A 15536-nucleotide genomic window follows, 5' to 3' on the forward strand; every position below is an offset into this window, starting at 1 on the left:
AGATGTTGTTTATGGATAGTTTCCTGGAAAATGTCGGCATCTTGGCTATCGCATTTTTGATCATCTATATCTACAAGAAAATACTGGAATGGCACGACTATAGACACTCAGGTTTCTATGCGGATGAGAAAGTATATAAGGCGGCCGATGAGTTTGTCCATGGAGCATCTTCTGATGATGTCAAGACCCTTTTAGCAGACTGTTTTGATTTCGATGAAGGAGATGCCAAAAAAATCATGTCCTTGTCAACTCCTCATAGGACTGACAAGGACGGAGGGTATAAAGCGTTCATAAGGTCTGTGAACAAAGTGTTGGGCGATGAGGTTTATGATGAAAAACGACATGTACATGGAACTGAATGAATTCAGTATCCAACGGTTGATCGCTCCCATTGCTTTTAAGTTAAAAACAGGAGGTTATCGATATGGTTAAAGTTTTGAAAGGACTAAAGAAGCCGCTTTTGATTACAGTGGCGATGCTCCTGATTTGCGGGCTGGCTTATCCTCTGGTGCTCACGGGGATCAGTCAACTAATTTTCCCAAATCAGGCAAATGGCAGTTTGATCAAGGTAGATGGTCAGGCCGTTGGCTCGATGCTTATCGGGCAGGATTTTACGGACTCAAGGTTCATGAAATGCCGCCCCTCTGCCGTGAATTACAACACGTACACGCAGGAGGCCAAAGAGAGCGGCGATTACGCCGGGCCGGGTTCCGGTTCTAACAACTACGCACCGACCAATCCCGCGCTTGTTGAACGTGTTGAAGCCGATATTACAGAGTTCTTGGCGGCGAATCCGTCTGTTACCAAGGAGGATATCCCCACAGACCTGTTAACGGCATCCGGCTCCGGTCTTGACCCGCATATCAGCCCCGCTTCGGCTTCTATCCAGATACCGGCTCTGGTTGAATCGACCGGTTTGTCGGAGGAGACGCTGGAGTCTATTGTCAATGAGAATACGAAGGGCAAGTTCCTCGGTATTTTCGGTGAAGAAACCGTGAATGTTCTGCTGGTGAATCTGGATATTGCCAATGAGTTAGGACTAATTGAAGCGGTGGAATAGGGGGGATTTTTGTGGAACAGCACTATACGCTGGAAGCCCAGCAGGAATTAGCGGTATTGTGCAATGCAGTCAAAAAGCTTGTTGAGCAAAACGAATATCAACAAGCTGAACTGCTAATCAAAGAAGCTGTCGGGAAATATCCCGGAGCGCCCCACCCGCATAATCTGCTGGGTCTGCTGCTTGAAGCGCGGAATGATCATTTGACTGCCATGAAGCACTTCCGCGCGGCATGGGCATTAGACCCTACTTATCTTCCCGCACGGCAAAATCTCGACACCTTCGGAAGTTTTTATCCAAGTGGAAAATGGGCTTACAACGAGGCGGATTGCCCGCAGGAGAAGAAAAGTAATAGTTGCAAAATTGAATATGACGCCAAAGGTGTTGGCCATGTTGTCAGCACACATAAAGTTGAATACGATACGAACGGCATTGGTCATGTTGTAAAGGAGGACCAATCATGAAGCTGTTTGAGAAAAAAAAAACAGATTACACCGTGATTATAGGCTGTGGGCGCTTCGGTTCCAGTCTTGCTAACGCCTTATGCAATGGAGGCGGGGTTGTTTTGGTCATTGACCGTAATAACGACGCTTTCAGCAAGATTGTGGCACCGTCACTCTATTTGGGGTTTACTACGCTGATTGGTGACGCTACGGATATTGATGTGCTCCGCGAAGCACAAGTGGAGAAAGCCACAGCGGTTATTGTCGCCACAAACAATGACAACACCAATATTATGATCGCACAGATTGTGAAGGAGCTTTTCAAAAAAGAGCGTGTTATCGCAAAGCTGAACGATACTGAACGAGAGTGCGTATATCGTAAATTAGGTATTGATACGATATCCCCTGCTGCTTTGTTCGTAAAAGAGAGCTGCAGTTGGCTTAGTGGTGCTCAGGAAGCGGTGGACGTATGAAGAAAAGAGCTTTGTTGGCCGGAGGGTTACATAAGGCGCGTCCGCTTGCCGATATGCTGATAGAGAAGGGGTATCGTGTCACGGTGATCAACAATGATTATGGGGACTGCCTTATCATGGCGGAGAATGATTCCGTCACCGTTATCAACGGTGACGGAACGCTCCCATTCATCCTGGAAGAGGCCAACGCGCGGGATGCCGATATAGCGATTGCTTGTACAGAAATGGATGCCGATAACTTGATTATCTGCGAGCTTTGTAAAAAGCAATTCCATGTAAAAAAGACAATAGTATTGATGGAAGACCCAAAGAAAACTGAATTCTTCTGCCAAATGGGGATTGATTCTGTCGTATGTGTCACCAGCGTAATCGCGAGTAACTTTGATTAACCTTAAGGTAGTAAGAAATGGGGGTGCTTAACAAGCATTGGGATTGCCTATCGGCTTGTGGATGAGTGAATTTTTTAGAAGCCTGAATAGGAAAAGGAATTGCTGCGCGATCATCTGATTGTGCGGCAATTCCTTTTTTAATATAAACATTATGCATGGACTTTGTCAGCTGCTATTATATGATTTTCCGGCTGAATCTCCTGTACAGAAGTAAAATCCAGATCAGCGAGGACAGCAGCGCCGGAATTAAGAACACAAGATTCTGCCCGAGACAAAGCTTGGCAATCCAAAAGGACGGCAAGGGCGAAAACAGATACTGTGTATCCGACAAAAGGAAGAACGGCACAGGCAGACCCAGCATCAATAGCCCCGACAGCTTTGCCATTGCCATGCCCTCCACCCGGTTATGAGAAAAAGCAAACAGTAAAAGCGCCACGGCAACGCTCGTAAGGCTTGTCAGTAAACAGGTAATCAGAGCCATCCCCCACGACCACTCCGTCAGGGTAAACCAGTGCATAAGCAGCACAGAAACGATAAAGGAAATCACAGCCGGAAGTGCCAGCCTGGACAGGAGATACCCTCTTTTGCCAACAGGAGTCACCGCCAGATAGCCGGCTATGTTTTCATCGTATTCAGTCAGCATCATCATTGCCGATGCAAAACAGAGCATATAGGGAGTGACAAGAGCCAGCAGCAGATCAAACAGCAGGTAGTAATCTGCGAGAATGGACTCCTTTTGAAAATAGCCGCACAACGCGGTTTCGACTGCCGGGATACCGAACCGGATAAAAAATGCGCTCAAGAGGGCGGCGCAGCACACGGCCGCCAGCATGCTGTCTCTAAATACCTGCCGCACAAACATGGAAAAAGATCGAAGCAGGGGCCTCATAGTTTAACACCTCCCAATGAGCGAAGATTTTTTGTCACCACCCGGTATGCCAGCAGCAAAGACAATCCCACCCATACCAGCAGGATAGCGGCTGCAGGGACTGCATAGGCTCCGTTTTGACACAGCTCCACAATGCAAACTCCCGGATGGACGATCAGCCACCGCGGTTTCCATCCGAATAGCCAGGCAATAGCAGGGAGGTTGATGATAATTTCGGCGGGTATGGTTGCAACGATAAATTGATTTAATGTTGTAATATTTGCCGCGACCATAAGCCCTACGGCGGAAAACAGACAGGAACCAAAGAATACGCCTGTGACGAATAACAGCGGGTTTGAGATAACGCCGCCGCCAAATCCGATGAGCAGCCCGACCGCTGTAGAAATAAGGGCGATGGATACCAGCTTAGAAACCACATACTCGATTGGTTTGACAGGTGATACAGCAAGGCTGTCCAAAACCCGCTCACCCTTCTCAAACAAAACAATCGCTCCCATAAAGAAAAGCCCCATAGCTGCAGGGTCGCTAAAGACCATCAATACAGCACCCTGATTTCGCCACTCGGAAGGCAGCAAATAGAGCAAACTGATATATAGTATCGTAAAGACCAGATATAAAAAATAAAACCCGTATTTAAACTGAAAGCGGATATCGCCTATCAACAGAGCCTTTGTCCTCATTGCAGCCGCCTCCCTGTTATTTCCACAAAAATATCGTTCAGGGTAGGTTCACTGCTGTGGATGGACAGCAGCCGGTTTTCCCGGATAAGCCTTTGCAGTATATCGTCCCCGCCCGTTTGATTCAGCGGAATTTCCGCTTCTTCCTCACGGCCATTTACCGCATATGTGTATCGAATTCTGGAGGCGCCTTTGGACATAATCAAATTCCGCGGTGTGTCCAGTGCACGCAGCTTACCATCTACAATAAAGGCTACGCGGTCACAAAGCTCGGTCGCGTCGTACATATTGTGGGTGGTCAGCAATATGGTTTTTCCCTTTGCTTTTTCCTGCAAAATGATGTCCTTCATCCGTTTTGCATTGGACGGATCAAGCCCGGAGGTCGGCTCATCAAGAAAAAGAAGCGCCGGGTCATGGAGCAGCGCCTTAATAAAGTTCAGTCTGGATTTCATTCCCTTAGAGAAGTCCGATACCTTTTTGTTGGCATCATTAAGCAATCCGACGCTTTCCAGCAGAGAGTCAACCGCTTGATATTTCTTGTACAGCGAGGCGAAAAAACGAAGATTTTCCCTCGCTGTCAGTTTTTCATACAGGCTCGGAAATTCAAAGTCTACACCGATACTTTCATAAAAGCTGTTGTCATGATGCTTTACCTCTGTGCCGTTTAACTGTACACTGCCCCTATATGTGGTCAAAAGGCCAGTGAGAATTTTTTGCAGCGTGCTTTTGCCCGCCCCGGACGGCCCTAAAAACCCAAAGATTTCACCGCTTTGGACATCAAAGCTCATGTTTTCAATAAAGGGCTGTTTTGAATAGCTGAATTGTAAATCCTGTACCTGTATCATAACGTTCCCTCCTCAAATAATTGAAGTACCGCCCCTCTCAGCATGACGCGGATTGTTTCATAAAATACATCTTCACCAATCTCCCGTTTGTGGAGCATCGTGCAGAAGATAGCTCGTAAAACAGCGCTGAATATTTTGATGTTGCCTTCTGTCTGCACGCCGGGCAGCAAGGAAAGCAGCTGTTCCATATGAAAGTCATCCTCCTTGGCATGGGCGGCGGCAACATCCGGCGGCAATTTTCTCACCAGCAGTTCTAAATCCCCGCTTGCGATAAAGGAATAAAGAAACGTAGCATCCACCTGCTTGTATAAGCGAAAAATAAGCTCTGTGACCGTCTCGACATTGACATTGTCTTTTAACTCGTCAATCCAGAGAAGTAACGTGGATTGCAACTCATCATGGAGCGTACAGAACACATCAAAAAACAGCAGTTCCTTGGAGGAATAGAAGAGATAGAATGTTCCTTTGGGTATGTTGACCCGTTTTACAAGCTCGTCTACCGTGGTCTTGCGCATACCGAACTGAGCAAGGCATATTTGCGCTTCCTCCATGAGACGTTTTTTAATATATGCCCTTTCACTGTCCGAAAAAGTCTTTGGCATTGTATTTCTTCCCTCCAATTCTATTTGACTATATTTAATTATATGGTCAAATAGAATTTTTGTCAAGGTTCTTGCATTTGATATTTGTGCGCCGGCTTGACAAATCCCGCCGGACCTGTAGGCGGGGTTTAATGCAAGAGATCTGCCGCAGGACTTTAAAATCCTGCGGCAAATCTCAAAAATTAAATGTTCCCACTTTTGTGCCGCAAAGCTGCCCTCGCACCAAATCTGCTGCAGATTCAGAATGTGCTCGTGAGTAGGCGTGCCATCCGTTTATCGCTACCGTTTTACCGCTTCCTCGAAAATGTTCTTGCGGATACTCCGGCTACCAGACCTTTATCCATGCACAGATGCAAGATATGCTCGATCAGGCGGCGGAACAGACTTTCCCCGTGAAACCGTCTACGCCGGTTTTGGGAGATCATCGAGTGATCCGGCACCCTGTCGTAAATAAAGCTGAAGTCTACGGCAGACTATAAAACGTCCTCTTTTCGGCTATTTATTTAACTATTAACGGTGCAAACCTGCCAATAATCGACTTTACGACAATACAGCCAGCAACTACAAGAAGTGCAATTTTGGGGTCATAAAGAATAGGAATTTTCCATTTGAATATTTGTGCTGCTGTTGTAAGTAATGCGATTGTTCCAAAGATGTACCCCATGATGGTGAGTGGGTGAGCAGGTGCATTGCTGATGAATTTTCCGATGGTCGGCATAATCATACACATTGCAAAGCCGATTGCACCCAAAGTAATAACAGCCGATCTCGGCCCATTGATGAATAATATTTGTTTGCCGGATAGTCCTGCATAAACAATCAGGCCGGTTATAAACCACTCTGCTGCCAATATTCCAATTCCTTTCATTGTTTATCGCTCCTTAAATAAGTTTTATTGAACATCGTAATATGTTTTTCTAAAAAAGATAAAGCTTCTTCATATTTTTTGGGCTGATTGTCGTATTTTGATAACAGCAAATACAAAGGTGAATAAAACTGCAAGGCCATTACCATTGGGTCAGCATCAACATAAATCCTATCATCTATTAAATTATTGAACACGTCTGATATATAATCTAAGCCCTTGTCTATTATCAATTCCCTAAAAAACTTGCTTGCCTCCGACCTTCTATACTGTTCCATTGTCAACATTCTACGCAGTTGCGAACCATACTCTGTTTTGAGATAGAACTGGAACATCGTAACGCTGATACGGAATAGTTCCTCTCTCACGCCGCTTTCTTCCGATAGAATATTGGCTATGCCTTCAGGAGGAAGAAAAGTAGAGACTTCCTCTTGATAACGACGCTCAATGTCTTTGAGAATTGAGTCAAAAATGTCTTGCTTACCGCTATAATGCTTGTAAAGGGCGCTTTCCCGTATTCCGATTTCTTTTGATATGTCACGGATGCCAACCCCATCATAACCTTTTTCAGAAAACAGTTTTAGCGCAACGGTCAAAATAACTTCCTTTGTATCCCGTGTTTCGTTTTTGGGCATAATAACCTCCATCAATAAATGCAGTGAGCAGTTGTTCACCATCATTATAGTGAACAACTGCTCACTTTTCAAGAAGGGAAGTAAATTATATCCTCACGCTGTTATTTATGGGCATTTCTAACCTCTTCGCTAACCAGCTGTTTCGTGCTACATATCTTTCTTTCAATCGGCCACACTAATACATTTTATTCTTTTCTGTGATAATCTTTTCTTAGAGTGAGAGGTTCTGGTGGGTTCACAGTGAACCGCACCTGGGTTCAGCGAAAAAACGGAACAACCCCTTGGTGGTAAATTCGTCTTTTCACTCTGCCGTGGCCTGCTATTTTTTTAAAATGAGACGGTTGGATGTGTTGCTTCCATTCTCCCGATAGCGTGATTCCTTTTCAATGAGCCCCGCCTTGACCAGATCATGGAGGGCGCGCTTGACGGTGCTACGTGAGAGCTGCAGGTCGTAGGCAATGGTTTTTACTGCAGGCCAGCAGTCCGATCCTTTCCCAGCTCGGTCACGGAGATATATATAAACAGCCCTCGCCCGATGGGGAAGCTCATCGGGCGAGGCGGTATAAATGTGGTTGAAGTAACTCACGGAAACCTCCTTTACGTTTTGAGCGTGCTACGGCGGCGCATGGTGTTTTCAGAGGGTTCTGCTGCCGGGGTATGAAGGGTTCCTGTTCCAGATGGCGGCTCCAAAATCTCCCCGGTTTCTTCATCCACCATCATGCAGGCTGTGTGCCTACGGACAATATTTTCCTCCAGCGCCTGCTTATCAGCATACACCACTTTTCGGTTTGCTTTTTCCTCCACAGTATAAGGCTCCCCGAAACGAATGCCCCAATCAAGAAACAGCCGCAGCTTTGTCCTCATGGGATGGGTGCCGGTTTTCATTACAACAAAGCTACCTTTTGGAATGGATTTGAGTTCATCCGGGGTCATGAGGGGACGCTCCATCATTTGCAGAGACTGCGAGGGATCATTTTTCCCTCTGCTGATACTGCCGCTCATGACGGTGCGGCTTCCCAGCGCCTTGCTCAATACCTCGGCTGTTTGGCTGTTAGGGGCAAAGCCACCGAAGATGGTGTCCTGGCAGTTGTCCTGCACGATTTCACTGCCTTCTCTGCCATAATTCTTTTCGAGCTGTGCAAGACTCTGGATGATCGGCACCAAAGTTAACCGGCGAGAGCGCCCCGCCGAAAACAAGGGTAGGATATCAAACGGCGGCATGGTTCCCAACTCATCGCAAAAAAGAACCACACGGTTTTTTAGCTTGCCGCCGTTCTCATCGGCTACGGAAAACAGTTCACGGGACAGGTTTTGGATCATGAGTCCGGCCATGAAGTTCTTGGTCTGATCTTCCTCCGGGAGAATTAAAAAAATGGCTGACTTCTCGTTTGCAAAGGTTTCTGCATCAATGGTGCTGTCAAAGCACAGCACCTGCTCCAGCTCGGAATCTAAAAAAGCATTCAGGCGCGACAGCACCGTGGACATAACGGAGGCCATCGCCTGCTCTGCACTGTTCAGAGCGGCACCGGCAAACCAGCGGGCTTTGTGATCTCCGGGAAGCTTATTCATTAAAAGTTGAAATTGGCTTTTCCCCTTTACTTTGGAGGGTTCCAGTAAATCTTGTACCAGCTTGAATACAGAAATGATGTGCCGCTGCTCCTGGGGGTTTTCATCTGTGGGCGGTAAATACTCAGCCAGCAAAAGGACGACCGATGTCAACAACCCCTCGGCTGCATCGTAAAAGAAAGCATTTTGTCCATAGCTGGACGCATCCCCTTCTGGATTGACAATGGTTTTAGCCAAGATTTTGGCGTACTTTTCCGCCTTGGCTCTGGCGGCCAGATTATTGGGTTCCCTGCGGCAGATATCCATATAACGGTTGATAAGGGTGAGCAGATTATTTCCATTTGAGCGGCTTGGGTTTCGCAGGTCTATGACTGACACATTGTAACCATAGTAATTTTGAGCAATGCTTCCATAGTTTCGGGCGAGGTCACCCTTGGTGTCCAATGCCAGAAAACTCATCCCACTGGCGCAGGCGTATTCCATATTTGGGTATAAAAAGAACGCTGTTTTTCCTACGCCGGATGCGCCGATCATCAAAATGTGAACATCGTCGGTATCCACCAATGCGGTGACAGCATTTTTCTCGCCCTTGCTTCCGAGTATAACTCCCTGCTCAGTGGGGAGGCTTTCGCCCCGCCTCCAAAGCTCCGGTTGAAATGGAATGTGTTTATAGGTATTTTTGATTTCCTGCTTTGATGCGAACCGTGCCGTGCCGTGCTGCCCGTCGCCTACCGTGCGGGATTTGATGCCGTTTAAAGTATAATAATGCGCCAGCAGAGACAAGCCACCGATGACAGCGAACATTATGGCTGCGGCGCCAATCAGGATGTAAACTTGAGATTGCATAGAGATCCTCCTTATTCTTCTGACGACTTGAAATGTCAGAAGCGGAGGTGGTGCTATTGCCGGGCTTTACATGGACAGCTTCATTTCCTGATTCTGCTCCATCTTTTGCCGGTGTTTCTCCAGCAGGATGGTTCCCTTGAGACCGTGGGCGGCAATGTGTTCATAGCACTCTGCCAGTTTTTCCTTTTCGACGGCAGACACCACACGCTCATAGCTCCGCAGAGACATGATGTCGGACTCCAGTAAATCCAGCCGGGTTTTCAGATGCCCGCGGTTTTCATAGGTTCTGAACCCATTGTGGAGACTTGCCTGCACAGCGGAGAGATCCCGGCTGTGATCCATCTGCCGGTACTCCCTCACGGCACCAGCCATAGAGTGGAGGCACATCTCCCGAAGACAATCATCCGCCTCGGAAAAGCGTCCCCAATGCAGATGGGAACGGGTTTTTATGAGCAGGGCGGACAGGGTATCCGCAGAGCAGCCGGATTTCGCAGGCAATCCCGATTCCATAAGCTGCCGGCAGATATCATCCCGAAGAATATGCTGGGGATGTTCCTCAGCGGGAATGGCCGTCAATCCGTGTTTGGCCTTGATATCCTCATTCCAGTCCTTGTGCATGGAAAGCTCCCGCTCACATGAAATCTCTTTTGCCAACAGCAGGTCCTGGTATTTCTCCGACGCTTCGATTCCAGCCTCATCATGGTCCAGACACAGAACCACATGGGTTAGGTTTGGATACAGCTCCAGCATCTTCATCATGGCGTATTCTGATACACCGCAGAGAGCCACATAGCTGTGCTTCTTCCAGTCCTGGGGATGCAAGGTAATATAAGACAGCAGGTCGATGGGCGCCTCGAATACATAGAGGCGGTTGCTTGTGCCGATATGGTGGAAACTGTAGTTTGGATCGCAGCTATCCACGTTGCCTTTGAAGCCGGGTCCATCGGTATACAGTCCCCGCTTGTGGGCATGGCGCGGCACACCGTTTTCATCGAATCCTACAAATACGGCGTTATGGTATTCCTTCGTGCCGTCCTTGGACTTTTCGCAGCTCTCGTACAGGAGCTTTAATCTGGCAAAGTAACTGACCACTTCACGGTCGATGAGCCGGGTTTTTGTAAGGTAGGCATAGACACGGCGCATATCGCTGTGGGGAGCCGGAAGAGCGAAGGGCTTTTTCGGCTCCTGCTTCTTTTGTGAGGTGGGCCGATAGACCTCCCCCTGCTCACCACCCAGCAGCATGGTCACGGCTTCGGGAAAAGTGAGACCGTAAAAGTTTCGCACGAAGTCAATGGAATACCCGCCGCTCTCCGCGGAATGATCGTACCACTCGTTTCCCCGGACGGTGATGCTGCGGTCGGACGCCAACCTTTTATCCCGGCCGCTGGGAATCAGCTTCTCACCGCGACGCTGGAGGAAGTCCACAAGATCCACATTGTTGGCACGGTACTTCTGCTCATCTGTAAAATGCACATAGACACCCATAGATGCACCTCCTACCTGTGGCGATTGCCGATTCTATGAAAAAAGCCGCCCTTTTTACAGGACGGCAATGGTTCTGGAGCAATTTCCCCTTGATGGGCTGCTGCTTGATTTTATTTTTCTGTTTCTTCACAGTTATCCTCCAATCGTTATAGCGACATAGTCTGTTCGTGATCCCCCTGGGCATGACCGGCCGCACGCTTTTTCTCGTTCAGCTTGAGACGCCGTTTTCGGTCAATGTGAGGACCGGGTGGCTTCAGCGGCGGCGTATTGTCAGAAAAAATACGGCTCATGTGATGCAGGAGCCGTGTCCCCGCCAGCAGGACGGAGGGGTCTTTGAAGCTGTCCATATGGTCGAGGAAAAACTGAGCGTAGATGTTGCCCTGCGCTGCCGAGAGGGTAAACCAGCGGACAGCGGCATCCTTGTCCCTTGGAACGTCCTTGCCCATCAGATACAGCTTGCCGAGGGTGTACTGCGCATATTGATTTCCCTGTTCAGCGGCGGCAGTCAGAAATTGCAGGGCTGCCTGTATGTCTTTTGGCACATCCTCACCCATGAGGTAAATCTTGCCAAGCCGGTACTGTGCAAACTGGTTTCCCTGACCGGCAGACTGTTTCAGGTACGCCATGGCTTTCGGGATATCCTTGGGAACATCCTCCCCCTTGAAGTAGAGGATGCCGAGGGCGTATTCCGCAAACTGATTTTTTTTGTCGGCGGCAAAGGTAAGCCAGCGAACGGCGGACTCCACATCCTTCAGTACGCCCGTACCGCCAAGATACAGCTTGCCGAGCCGGTATGCGGCGAAGTCATTGTCTTGTTCTGCCGACAGGGTATAGAGTCGTATCGCCTCGGCGGTATTCTGCGCAACGTGCTGCCCCTTTTCATAGAGCTTTCCAAGAAAATATGCGGCATAGGGATTCTCTGCCTCCACCGCTTTTCTGAGATAGCCAAGGGCCTTTTCTACCTCTTGCTGCGGTGCATTTTCATCGGAGAGGATGAGCTTGGCAAGCTGGTAGCAGGCAAAGGGGTTTCCCACAGATGCCGCCTTTTCAAAGTATTCCTTTGCCCTGGCTTCATTCTTGTTAGTACCAACGCCGTTCAGAAGCATCCAGCCAAGACGGTACTGGAGCTTATCATCATGGCCCTTTTCCTCCAGAGAAACAAAGCCGAGAAAGGCTTCTTGAAAGCGGCGGTCAGCGTCCTGCTGATTTTTTTTACAGCCTATTCCATCCCGCAGCATTTTACCCAGCTCAAAACTGGCATAGGGAAAGCTCTGATCCGCCGAGCGGGTATAGAGGGCAAAGGCAGTTTCACGATCCTGTTCCACGCCCTTACCGTGGTAATACAAACCGCCAAGGGAATACTGAGCATACTTATACTTTGCATTCGCGGAGAGGGTGAGCCAATCGGCCGCCTGCAGATAGTCCTGCTCCGTGCCAAGCCCAACGGCAACCATTTTGCCGATTCGGTACTCAGTATACTTCCACGGCTTTTCTTCCTCGGCGGCATGGAAAACGGCGAGGGCTTTTTCATACCATTGGTACGCTTCTCCGGCATCCGCTTCGCAGCCAAGGCCATCGGCAGCCATTCGGCCAAGGTCATATAGAGCAAGCGGATTATCCGCCCCCGCTTCCGCGAGGAAGATTTCACGGGCTTTTTCAAAGTCCTGCGGGATTCTGGCATCCTCATCGCCGTACAGGTATTTCTTTGCCAGCGTGTAGTCCTCCGTCCACCATGAGTCAGAGGATTCCTTGCCGTCAGAGTTTTTTTCCCTTGTGGACCGCCCCTCATCATCTGCCGACTCCTGATCTTCTTCATCCTCCGTGTCGGCGGAGGGTATCTCCAGATCATTCTCCGGCTCCGGAAGAGCGGTTTCCACCGATGCCGGTTCCTCGAAGGTCATAGTCCCAAGGAGCAAGGTTTCCTGAATGACCATGTTACGGATGGACTTGAAATCATCACAGCGGGAAAGAGGCGGTGGCTCGGATGGCGTTTCGGTATAGATGGATTCGATCCTGCCCCTGGTTTCCCACCACAGGCGATAGGCTTCCGCGACACGACTATCCTGCGCCAGCTCATCCACGATTTCGTCCACGATATTTTTCAGCTCCGCCTTGAGGTATCCATACTGTTTTTTGCCGCCAACCGTTTGCAGACGCTCGGCAAGGTGTGTGATGAGTTGCTCTATGCGGTCACTCTGTAAAACGCCGCCTTTCATCTGACGGATTAACCCCCGCATGGACTCGGCAGCTCGTTCCTTCAGGTCATCCCGCCGCTGGGACTTTTCCCCGTAGAGCGGAATGAGCTCCTGCCGAAAAATATCATTTGCCAGTGAGGACTTCATCTTCTTGATGCCCTGCTTGGTGAGGTATCCTTCTTTGGGGTCGGTGCTGTAGCAGAGCATGTGGACATGGGGATGGTGGCTTTCATTATGAAAGGCAGCGTACCATTTCAGATGATCCGGATGGATTTTCAGATTCTCCGCAATCTCCAATGCCTTGGAGGAAAGCAGGGCCTTCCATGCAAGCGCATTGTCATACCCCAGCCGGGAGGCATCCTCACGCCGGAGAGAAATAATCGGCATCCACACATTTCCGGTATATGCGGACAGCTCATCCGCAACTTGATTTAAGACCAGTGGATCATCGCCGCTCGTGAACAAACCGTGGCTGTCAAATTTTTCGACGCGGGGACGATTGGCAATGTAGTCCAGATATTTTTCCCGGTCACCGATTTTATCCAGATGCTGTTCCAATGCGATGGTGATAAACTCCGAGGCGTTTTCCCGGTTTGGGTATGCGAGGTAATCCTCATACTCGAACAGCTCCTTGGTGTCGGGAAACTCCCGGAGGATTTCCTTGACGAGAGCCTGCTGTTTTTTCGTAGCGTGCCAAAGCTCACGGCCATTCTTTATTTTATCCACACCATCACGGGTGGCAATATACTTGACGAGGTTATTCAGATGGGCGGCAGTTTTTTCGCTGCCTCCCTTGAGGTAACCGTTTTTTATAACGATGCGGGCCATTATTCTTCATCATCCTGGCTGCTCTGGAAGTCCACCGCATCATCCAGACGGATTTTGCCCCTGGTCTTTTTCACTTCGGCAACGCATCGGCCGCGAAGCCGGTGCAATTCATCATCTGTGATATTGAGCGTGGTTGCCAGCAGATGCATCATCATGCTGATCTCCACCGACAGACGAAAGAGGTTAGCCGCCACCCGGTTTTCGGTTTTCTGCAAGGTTCCCTCAACGGAGGAGAGCAGGGCTTTGGAGAGGTAGGATGTGATGTCCTCCGATCCAAGGTAACCCATATAAAAGCCGAGTGCCTTTTCTATGAACTCGCTTCGGCTCTTGCAGTTGTCCTTTTCCAGCCAGCCGTCCATCCGGTCCATCGTTTCGGGATACATCCAGACAGCGGTTCTTTCCTTGTTATTTTTCATCGGCAAATCCTCCTTAAGTGTGACGTCTACCCCAAAGGTGACGGTTAGAAAGTCTGTGGTTCTCTGCATTTTTTCTATTTTCGACCACCCCGGTTGTGACAAACCCTCAATCCGACCACCTCATGGGGAAGTGCGAAAAACGCCCAGCACTGCTGGGCGAAGTGAGCGGCGGGCGGTCGCTTGCGACCACCCGCCTTTCTCCTGCTCTTTTTTCGACCGAGGGGACCTGCCGGATTCGGGAGCCGGTGCGCCTTTCCAAACGCCCGGCACAAAGCCTTTACGTTGCCGTTTGGGGCGGGATGGGTTATGGATGCCACATCCGTCCTGAAAACGGCACACGGGGGCGAACAGGGGGCAACGCTGGGGGATACGTGCAGTGGGCGGTATGCTACTTCATCTCCATGCCAGAATGACCTTGGATAGGCTCGGATTGGCAAAGTTCTGTTTCTCTGAGGCTGAAAGAGGAAAGCGAATAGAATTCCCGGTCAAACTCACCCAAGCCGTGCCGTTTCAGAAATTCATCATTGCTGGCATTGATGCCGAGATCCTCTTTGCCGTATGCGTCAGTACAGGCGTATATTTCCTCTATGCTGCCGTCCTCCATGCGGAGAAACATTCCGGCCTTAATCTCATTGCTGTGCTTATCAAAATACTGCATCATTGCTCCTCCTGCCTCGGCTCTGCTGTCTGCCTGATTTTTTCTTTCTGCTTTTTGGGTGAAGCCTCCGCCGGAGCTTCACCCTCTATGCCCTCGTCAATGTATTCCCGGACGGAAGACGGAACATATTTTTCATAGAGCTTCTGCAGGGAATCACAAAGCTCTTTCGTGAGATCCGCGTCCTTCTTTTCCATGTAGCGTTTTACCGCACGGAGCTTTTCGCCGTCCATTTGTATGGTAATGCTTTCTTTTTTCATAATGGGAGCCCTCCTAATACTCAAATCCGATAAAGGTGAAGCCGGGTTCAAGCTCCGGCTCCTGCCCGGTGAATTCTGGAATGTCAGCAAAGAGCTGGCTGTATTCCGCGATCTTGCTCTTGCGGAGCGAGGTAAAGTTGCCGTCATGGGCGGTGTCGCAGACAAAAAACGGGCCGCAGATAATGTCCGCACCCAGCCTTCTGTTGGGTAGCATTCCGTTTATCTTGCCTTCCTCATTGCAGACGGCAACGCAGCCGTTTGGAAAGCCGATGCATTCAATCAGCCCTCCAACCTCCGCCTGCAGGCTGGCAAGGTCATTTGGGATTTCCTTGACTTGGGGCGCCTGCCCCGGCTCAATTTTGAGTACCTTAATCCTGTTTTCACGCATAAAATCATTCCTTCTTTCTCTT

Annotated in this window: 19 protein-coding genes; 5 read left to right on the forward strand and 14 right to left on the reverse strand. The window is 49.3% G+C overall.

Annotation, left to right across the window (positions count from 1 at the left end):
• Positions 1 to 11: 11 nt before the first annotated feature.
• The 5 genes from CEQ75_RS00615 (at position 12) to CEQ75_RS00635 (ending at position 2362) form a co-directional block, all read left to right on the forward strand.
• Complete coding sequence (locus CEQ75_RS00615; protein WP_089608624.1) at positions 12 to 362, forward strand: hypothetical protein; 351 nt, start codon at positions 12 to 14, stop codon at positions 360 to 362.
• Between the two features lie 62 nt (positions 363 to 424).
• Complete coding sequence (locus tag CEQ75_RS00620; RefSeq protein ID WP_089608625.1) at positions 425 to 1060, forward strand: K(+)-transporting ATPase subunit C; 636 nt, start codon at positions 425 to 427, stop codon at positions 1058 to 1060.
• A gap of 11 nt (positions 1061 to 1071) precedes the next feature.
• Complete coding sequence (locus tag CEQ75_RS00625) at positions 1072 to 1521, forward strand: hypothetical protein (RefSeq protein WP_198306597.1); 450 nt, start codon at positions 1072 to 1074, stop codon at positions 1519 to 1521.
• Positions 1518 to 1973, forward strand: coding sequence for a potassium channel family protein (locus CEQ75_RS00630; protein ID WP_089608626.1), 456 nt, complete (start codon positions 1518 to 1520; stop codon positions 1971 to 1973). The genes CEQ75_RS00625 and CEQ75_RS00630 overlap by 4 nt, the downstream gene beginning before the upstream one ends.
• Complete coding sequence (locus CEQ75_RS00635) at positions 1970 to 2362, forward strand: potassium channel family protein (RefSeq protein ID WP_089608627.1); 393 nt, start codon at positions 1970 to 1972, stop codon at positions 2360 to 2362. Before CEQ75_RS00630 ends, CEQ75_RS00635 begins: the two co-directional genes overlap by 4 nt.
• A 175-nt stretch (positions 2363 to 2537) precedes the next feature.
• Here the strand turns inward: CEQ75_RS00635 and CEQ75_RS00640 are convergent, their stop codons facing one another.
• From CEQ75_RS00640 to CEQ75_RS00705, 14 genes are all read right to left on the reverse strand, one after another.
• Positions 2538 to 3251, reverse strand: coding sequence for an ABC transporter permease (locus CEQ75_RS00640; protein ID WP_089608628.1), 714 nt, complete (start codon positions 3249 to 3251; stop codon positions 2538 to 2540).
• Complete coding sequence (locus CEQ75_RS00645; RefSeq protein ID WP_089608629.1) at positions 3248 to 3931, reverse strand: fluoroquinolone export ABC transporter permease subunit; 684 nt, start codon at positions 3929 to 3931, stop codon at positions 3248 to 3250. The genes CEQ75_RS00640 and CEQ75_RS00645 overlap by 4 nt, the downstream gene beginning before the upstream one ends.
• Positions 3928 to 4773 carry an ABC transporter ATP-binding protein gene (locus CEQ75_RS00650; protein ID WP_089608630.1) on the reverse strand — a complete coding sequence of 282 codons (846 nt, stop codon included), beginning with the start codon at positions 4771 to 4773 and terminating at the stop codon, positions 3928 to 3930. The genes CEQ75_RS00645 and CEQ75_RS00650 overlap by 4 nt, the downstream gene beginning before the upstream one ends.
• The gene (locus CEQ75_RS00655) at positions 4770 to 5375 is read right to left on the reverse strand and encodes a TetR/AcrR family transcriptional regulator (RefSeq protein ID WP_089608631.1); all 606 of its coding nucleotides are present in this window, start codon (positions 5373 to 5375) and stop codon (positions 4770 to 4772) included. The genes CEQ75_RS00650 and CEQ75_RS00655 overlap by 4 nt, the downstream gene beginning before the upstream one ends.
• 499 nt (positions 5376 to 5874) lie before the next feature.
• On the reverse strand, positions 5875 to 6243 hold the full coding sequence (locus tag CEQ75_RS00660; RefSeq protein WP_089608632.1) for a hypothetical protein: 369 nt from the start codon (positions 6241 to 6243) through the stop codon (positions 5875 to 5877).
• Positions 6240 to 6875, reverse strand: coding sequence for a TetR/AcrR family transcriptional regulator (locus tag CEQ75_RS00665; protein ID WP_089608633.1), 636 nt, complete (start codon positions 6873 to 6875; stop codon positions 6240 to 6242). Before CEQ75_RS00665 ends, CEQ75_RS00660 begins: the two co-directional genes overlap by 4 nt.
• 319 nt (positions 6876 to 7194) lie before the next feature.
• Positions 7195 to 7461 (reverse strand): helix-turn-helix domain-containing protein, encoded by a 267-nt coding sequence (locus CEQ75_RS00670; RefSeq protein WP_089608634.1) that lies wholly within the window; start codon positions 7459 to 7461, stop codon positions 7195 to 7197.
• A gap of 11 nt (positions 7462 to 7472) precedes the next feature.
• Positions 7473 to 9287, reverse strand: a complete 1815-nt coding sequence (locus CEQ75_RS00675) for a type IV secretory system conjugative DNA transfer family protein (protein ID WP_089608635.1) — start codon at positions 9285 to 9287, stop codon at positions 7473 to 7475.
• Between the two features lie 66 nt (positions 9288 to 9353).
• On the reverse strand, positions 9354 to 10571 hold the full coding sequence (locus tag CEQ75_RS00680; RefSeq protein WP_242965339.1) for a DUF3991 and toprim domain-containing protein: 1218 nt from the start codon (positions 10569 to 10571) through the stop codon (positions 9354 to 9356).
• Positions 10572 to 10918: 347 nt separating this feature from the next.
• Entirely contained in the window at positions 10919 to 13795 is a 2877-nt protein-coding gene (gene mobP3 / locus CEQ75_RS00685) for a MobP3 family relaxase (protein ID WP_089608637.1), read from the reverse strand.
• Entirely contained in the window at positions 13795 to 14211 is a 417-nt protein-coding gene (locus CEQ75_RS00690; protein ID WP_089608638.1) for a hypothetical protein, read from the reverse strand. Before CEQ75_RS00690 ends, mobP3 begins: the two co-directional genes overlap by 1 nt.
• A gap of 388 nt (positions 14212 to 14599) precedes the next feature.
• A complete protein-coding gene (locus tag CEQ75_RS00695; protein WP_240082207.1) occupies positions 14600 to 14872 on the reverse strand; it encodes a hypothetical protein in 273 nt (90 codons plus the stop codon).
• Complete coding sequence (locus CEQ75_RS00700) at positions 14869 to 15126, reverse strand: DUF6103 family protein (RefSeq protein ID WP_089608640.1); 258 nt, start codon at positions 15124 to 15126, stop codon at positions 14869 to 14871. The genes CEQ75_RS00695 and CEQ75_RS00700 overlap by 4 nt, the downstream gene beginning before the upstream one ends.
• 13 nt (positions 15127 to 15139) lie before the next feature.
• The gene (locus CEQ75_RS00705) at positions 15140 to 15514 is read right to left on the reverse strand and encodes a DUF3846 domain-containing protein (RefSeq protein ID WP_089608641.1); all 375 of its coding nucleotides are present in this window, start codon (positions 15512 to 15514) and stop codon (positions 15140 to 15142) included.
• Positions 15515 to 15536: the final 22 nt, after the last annotated feature.

The sequence above is a fragment of the Dehalobacterium formicoaceticum genome, assembly GCF_002224645.1.
Classification (GTDB): domain Bacteria; phylum Bacillota; class Dehalobacteriia; order Dehalobacteriales; family Dehalobacteriaceae; genus Dehalobacterium; species Dehalobacterium formicoaceticum.

Coding starts and splice junctions, on each gene's coding strand:
- CEQ75_RS00645 (WP_089608629.1), bottom strand. CDS start 3,931: ATGAGGACAAAGGCTCTGTTGATAGGCGATATCCGCTTTCAGTTTAAA.
- CEQ75_RS00660 (WP_089608632.1), bottom strand. CDS start 6,243: ATGAAAGGAATTGGAATATTGGCAGCAGAGTGGTTTATAACCGGCCTG.
- CEQ75_RS00675 (WP_089608635.1), bottom strand. CDS start 9,287: ATGCAATCTCAAGTTTACATCCTGATTGGCGCCGCAGCCATAATGTTC.
- CEQ75_RS00655 (WP_089608631.1), bottom strand. CDS start 5,375: ATGCCAAAGACTTTTTCGGACAGTGAAAGGGCATATATTAAAAAACGT.
- CEQ75_RS00635 (WP_089608627.1), top strand. CDS start 1,970: ATGAAGAAAAGAGCTTTGTTGGCCGGAGGGTTACATAAGGCGCGTCCG.
- CEQ75_RS00690 (WP_089608638.1), bottom strand. CDS start 14,211: ATGAAAAATAACAAGGAAAGAACCGCTGTCTGGATGTATCCCGAAACG.
- CEQ75_RS00650 (WP_089608630.1), bottom strand. CDS start 4,773: ATGATACAGGTACAGGATTTACAATTCAGCTATTCAAAACAGCCCTTT.
- CEQ75_RS00700 (WP_089608640.1), bottom strand. CDS start 15,126: ATGAAAAAAGAAAGCATTACCATACAAATGGACGGCGAAAAGCTCCGT.
- CEQ75_RS00620 (WP_089608625.1), top strand. CDS start 425: ATGGTTAAAGTTTTGAAAGGACTAAAGAAGCCGCTTTTGATTACAGTG.
- mobP3 (WP_089608637.1), bottom strand. CDS start 13,795: ATGGCCCGCATCGTTATAAAAAACGGTTACCTCAAGGGAGGCAGCGAA.
- CEQ75_RS00615 (WP_089608624.1), top strand. CDS start 12: ATGGATAGTTTCCTGGAAAATGTCGGCATCTTGGCTATCGCATTTTTG.
- CEQ75_RS00705 (WP_089608641.1), bottom strand. CDS start 15,514: ATGCGTGAAAACAGGATTAAGGTACTCAAAATTGAGCCGGGGCAGGCG.
- CEQ75_RS00665 (WP_089608633.1), bottom strand. CDS start 6,875: ATGCCCAAAAACGAAACACGGGATACAAAGGAAGTTATTTTGACCGTT.
- CEQ75_RS00630 (WP_089608626.1), top strand. CDS start 1,518: ATGAAGCTGTTTGAGAAAAAAAAAACAGATTACACCGTGATTATAGGC.
- CEQ75_RS00640 (WP_089608628.1), bottom strand. CDS start 3,251: ATGAGGCCCCTGCTTCGATCTTTTTCCATGTTTGTGCGGCAGGTATTT.
- CEQ75_RS00695 (WP_240082207.1), bottom strand. CDS start 14,872: ATGATGCAGTATTTTGATAAGCACAGCAATGAGATTAAGGCCGGAATG.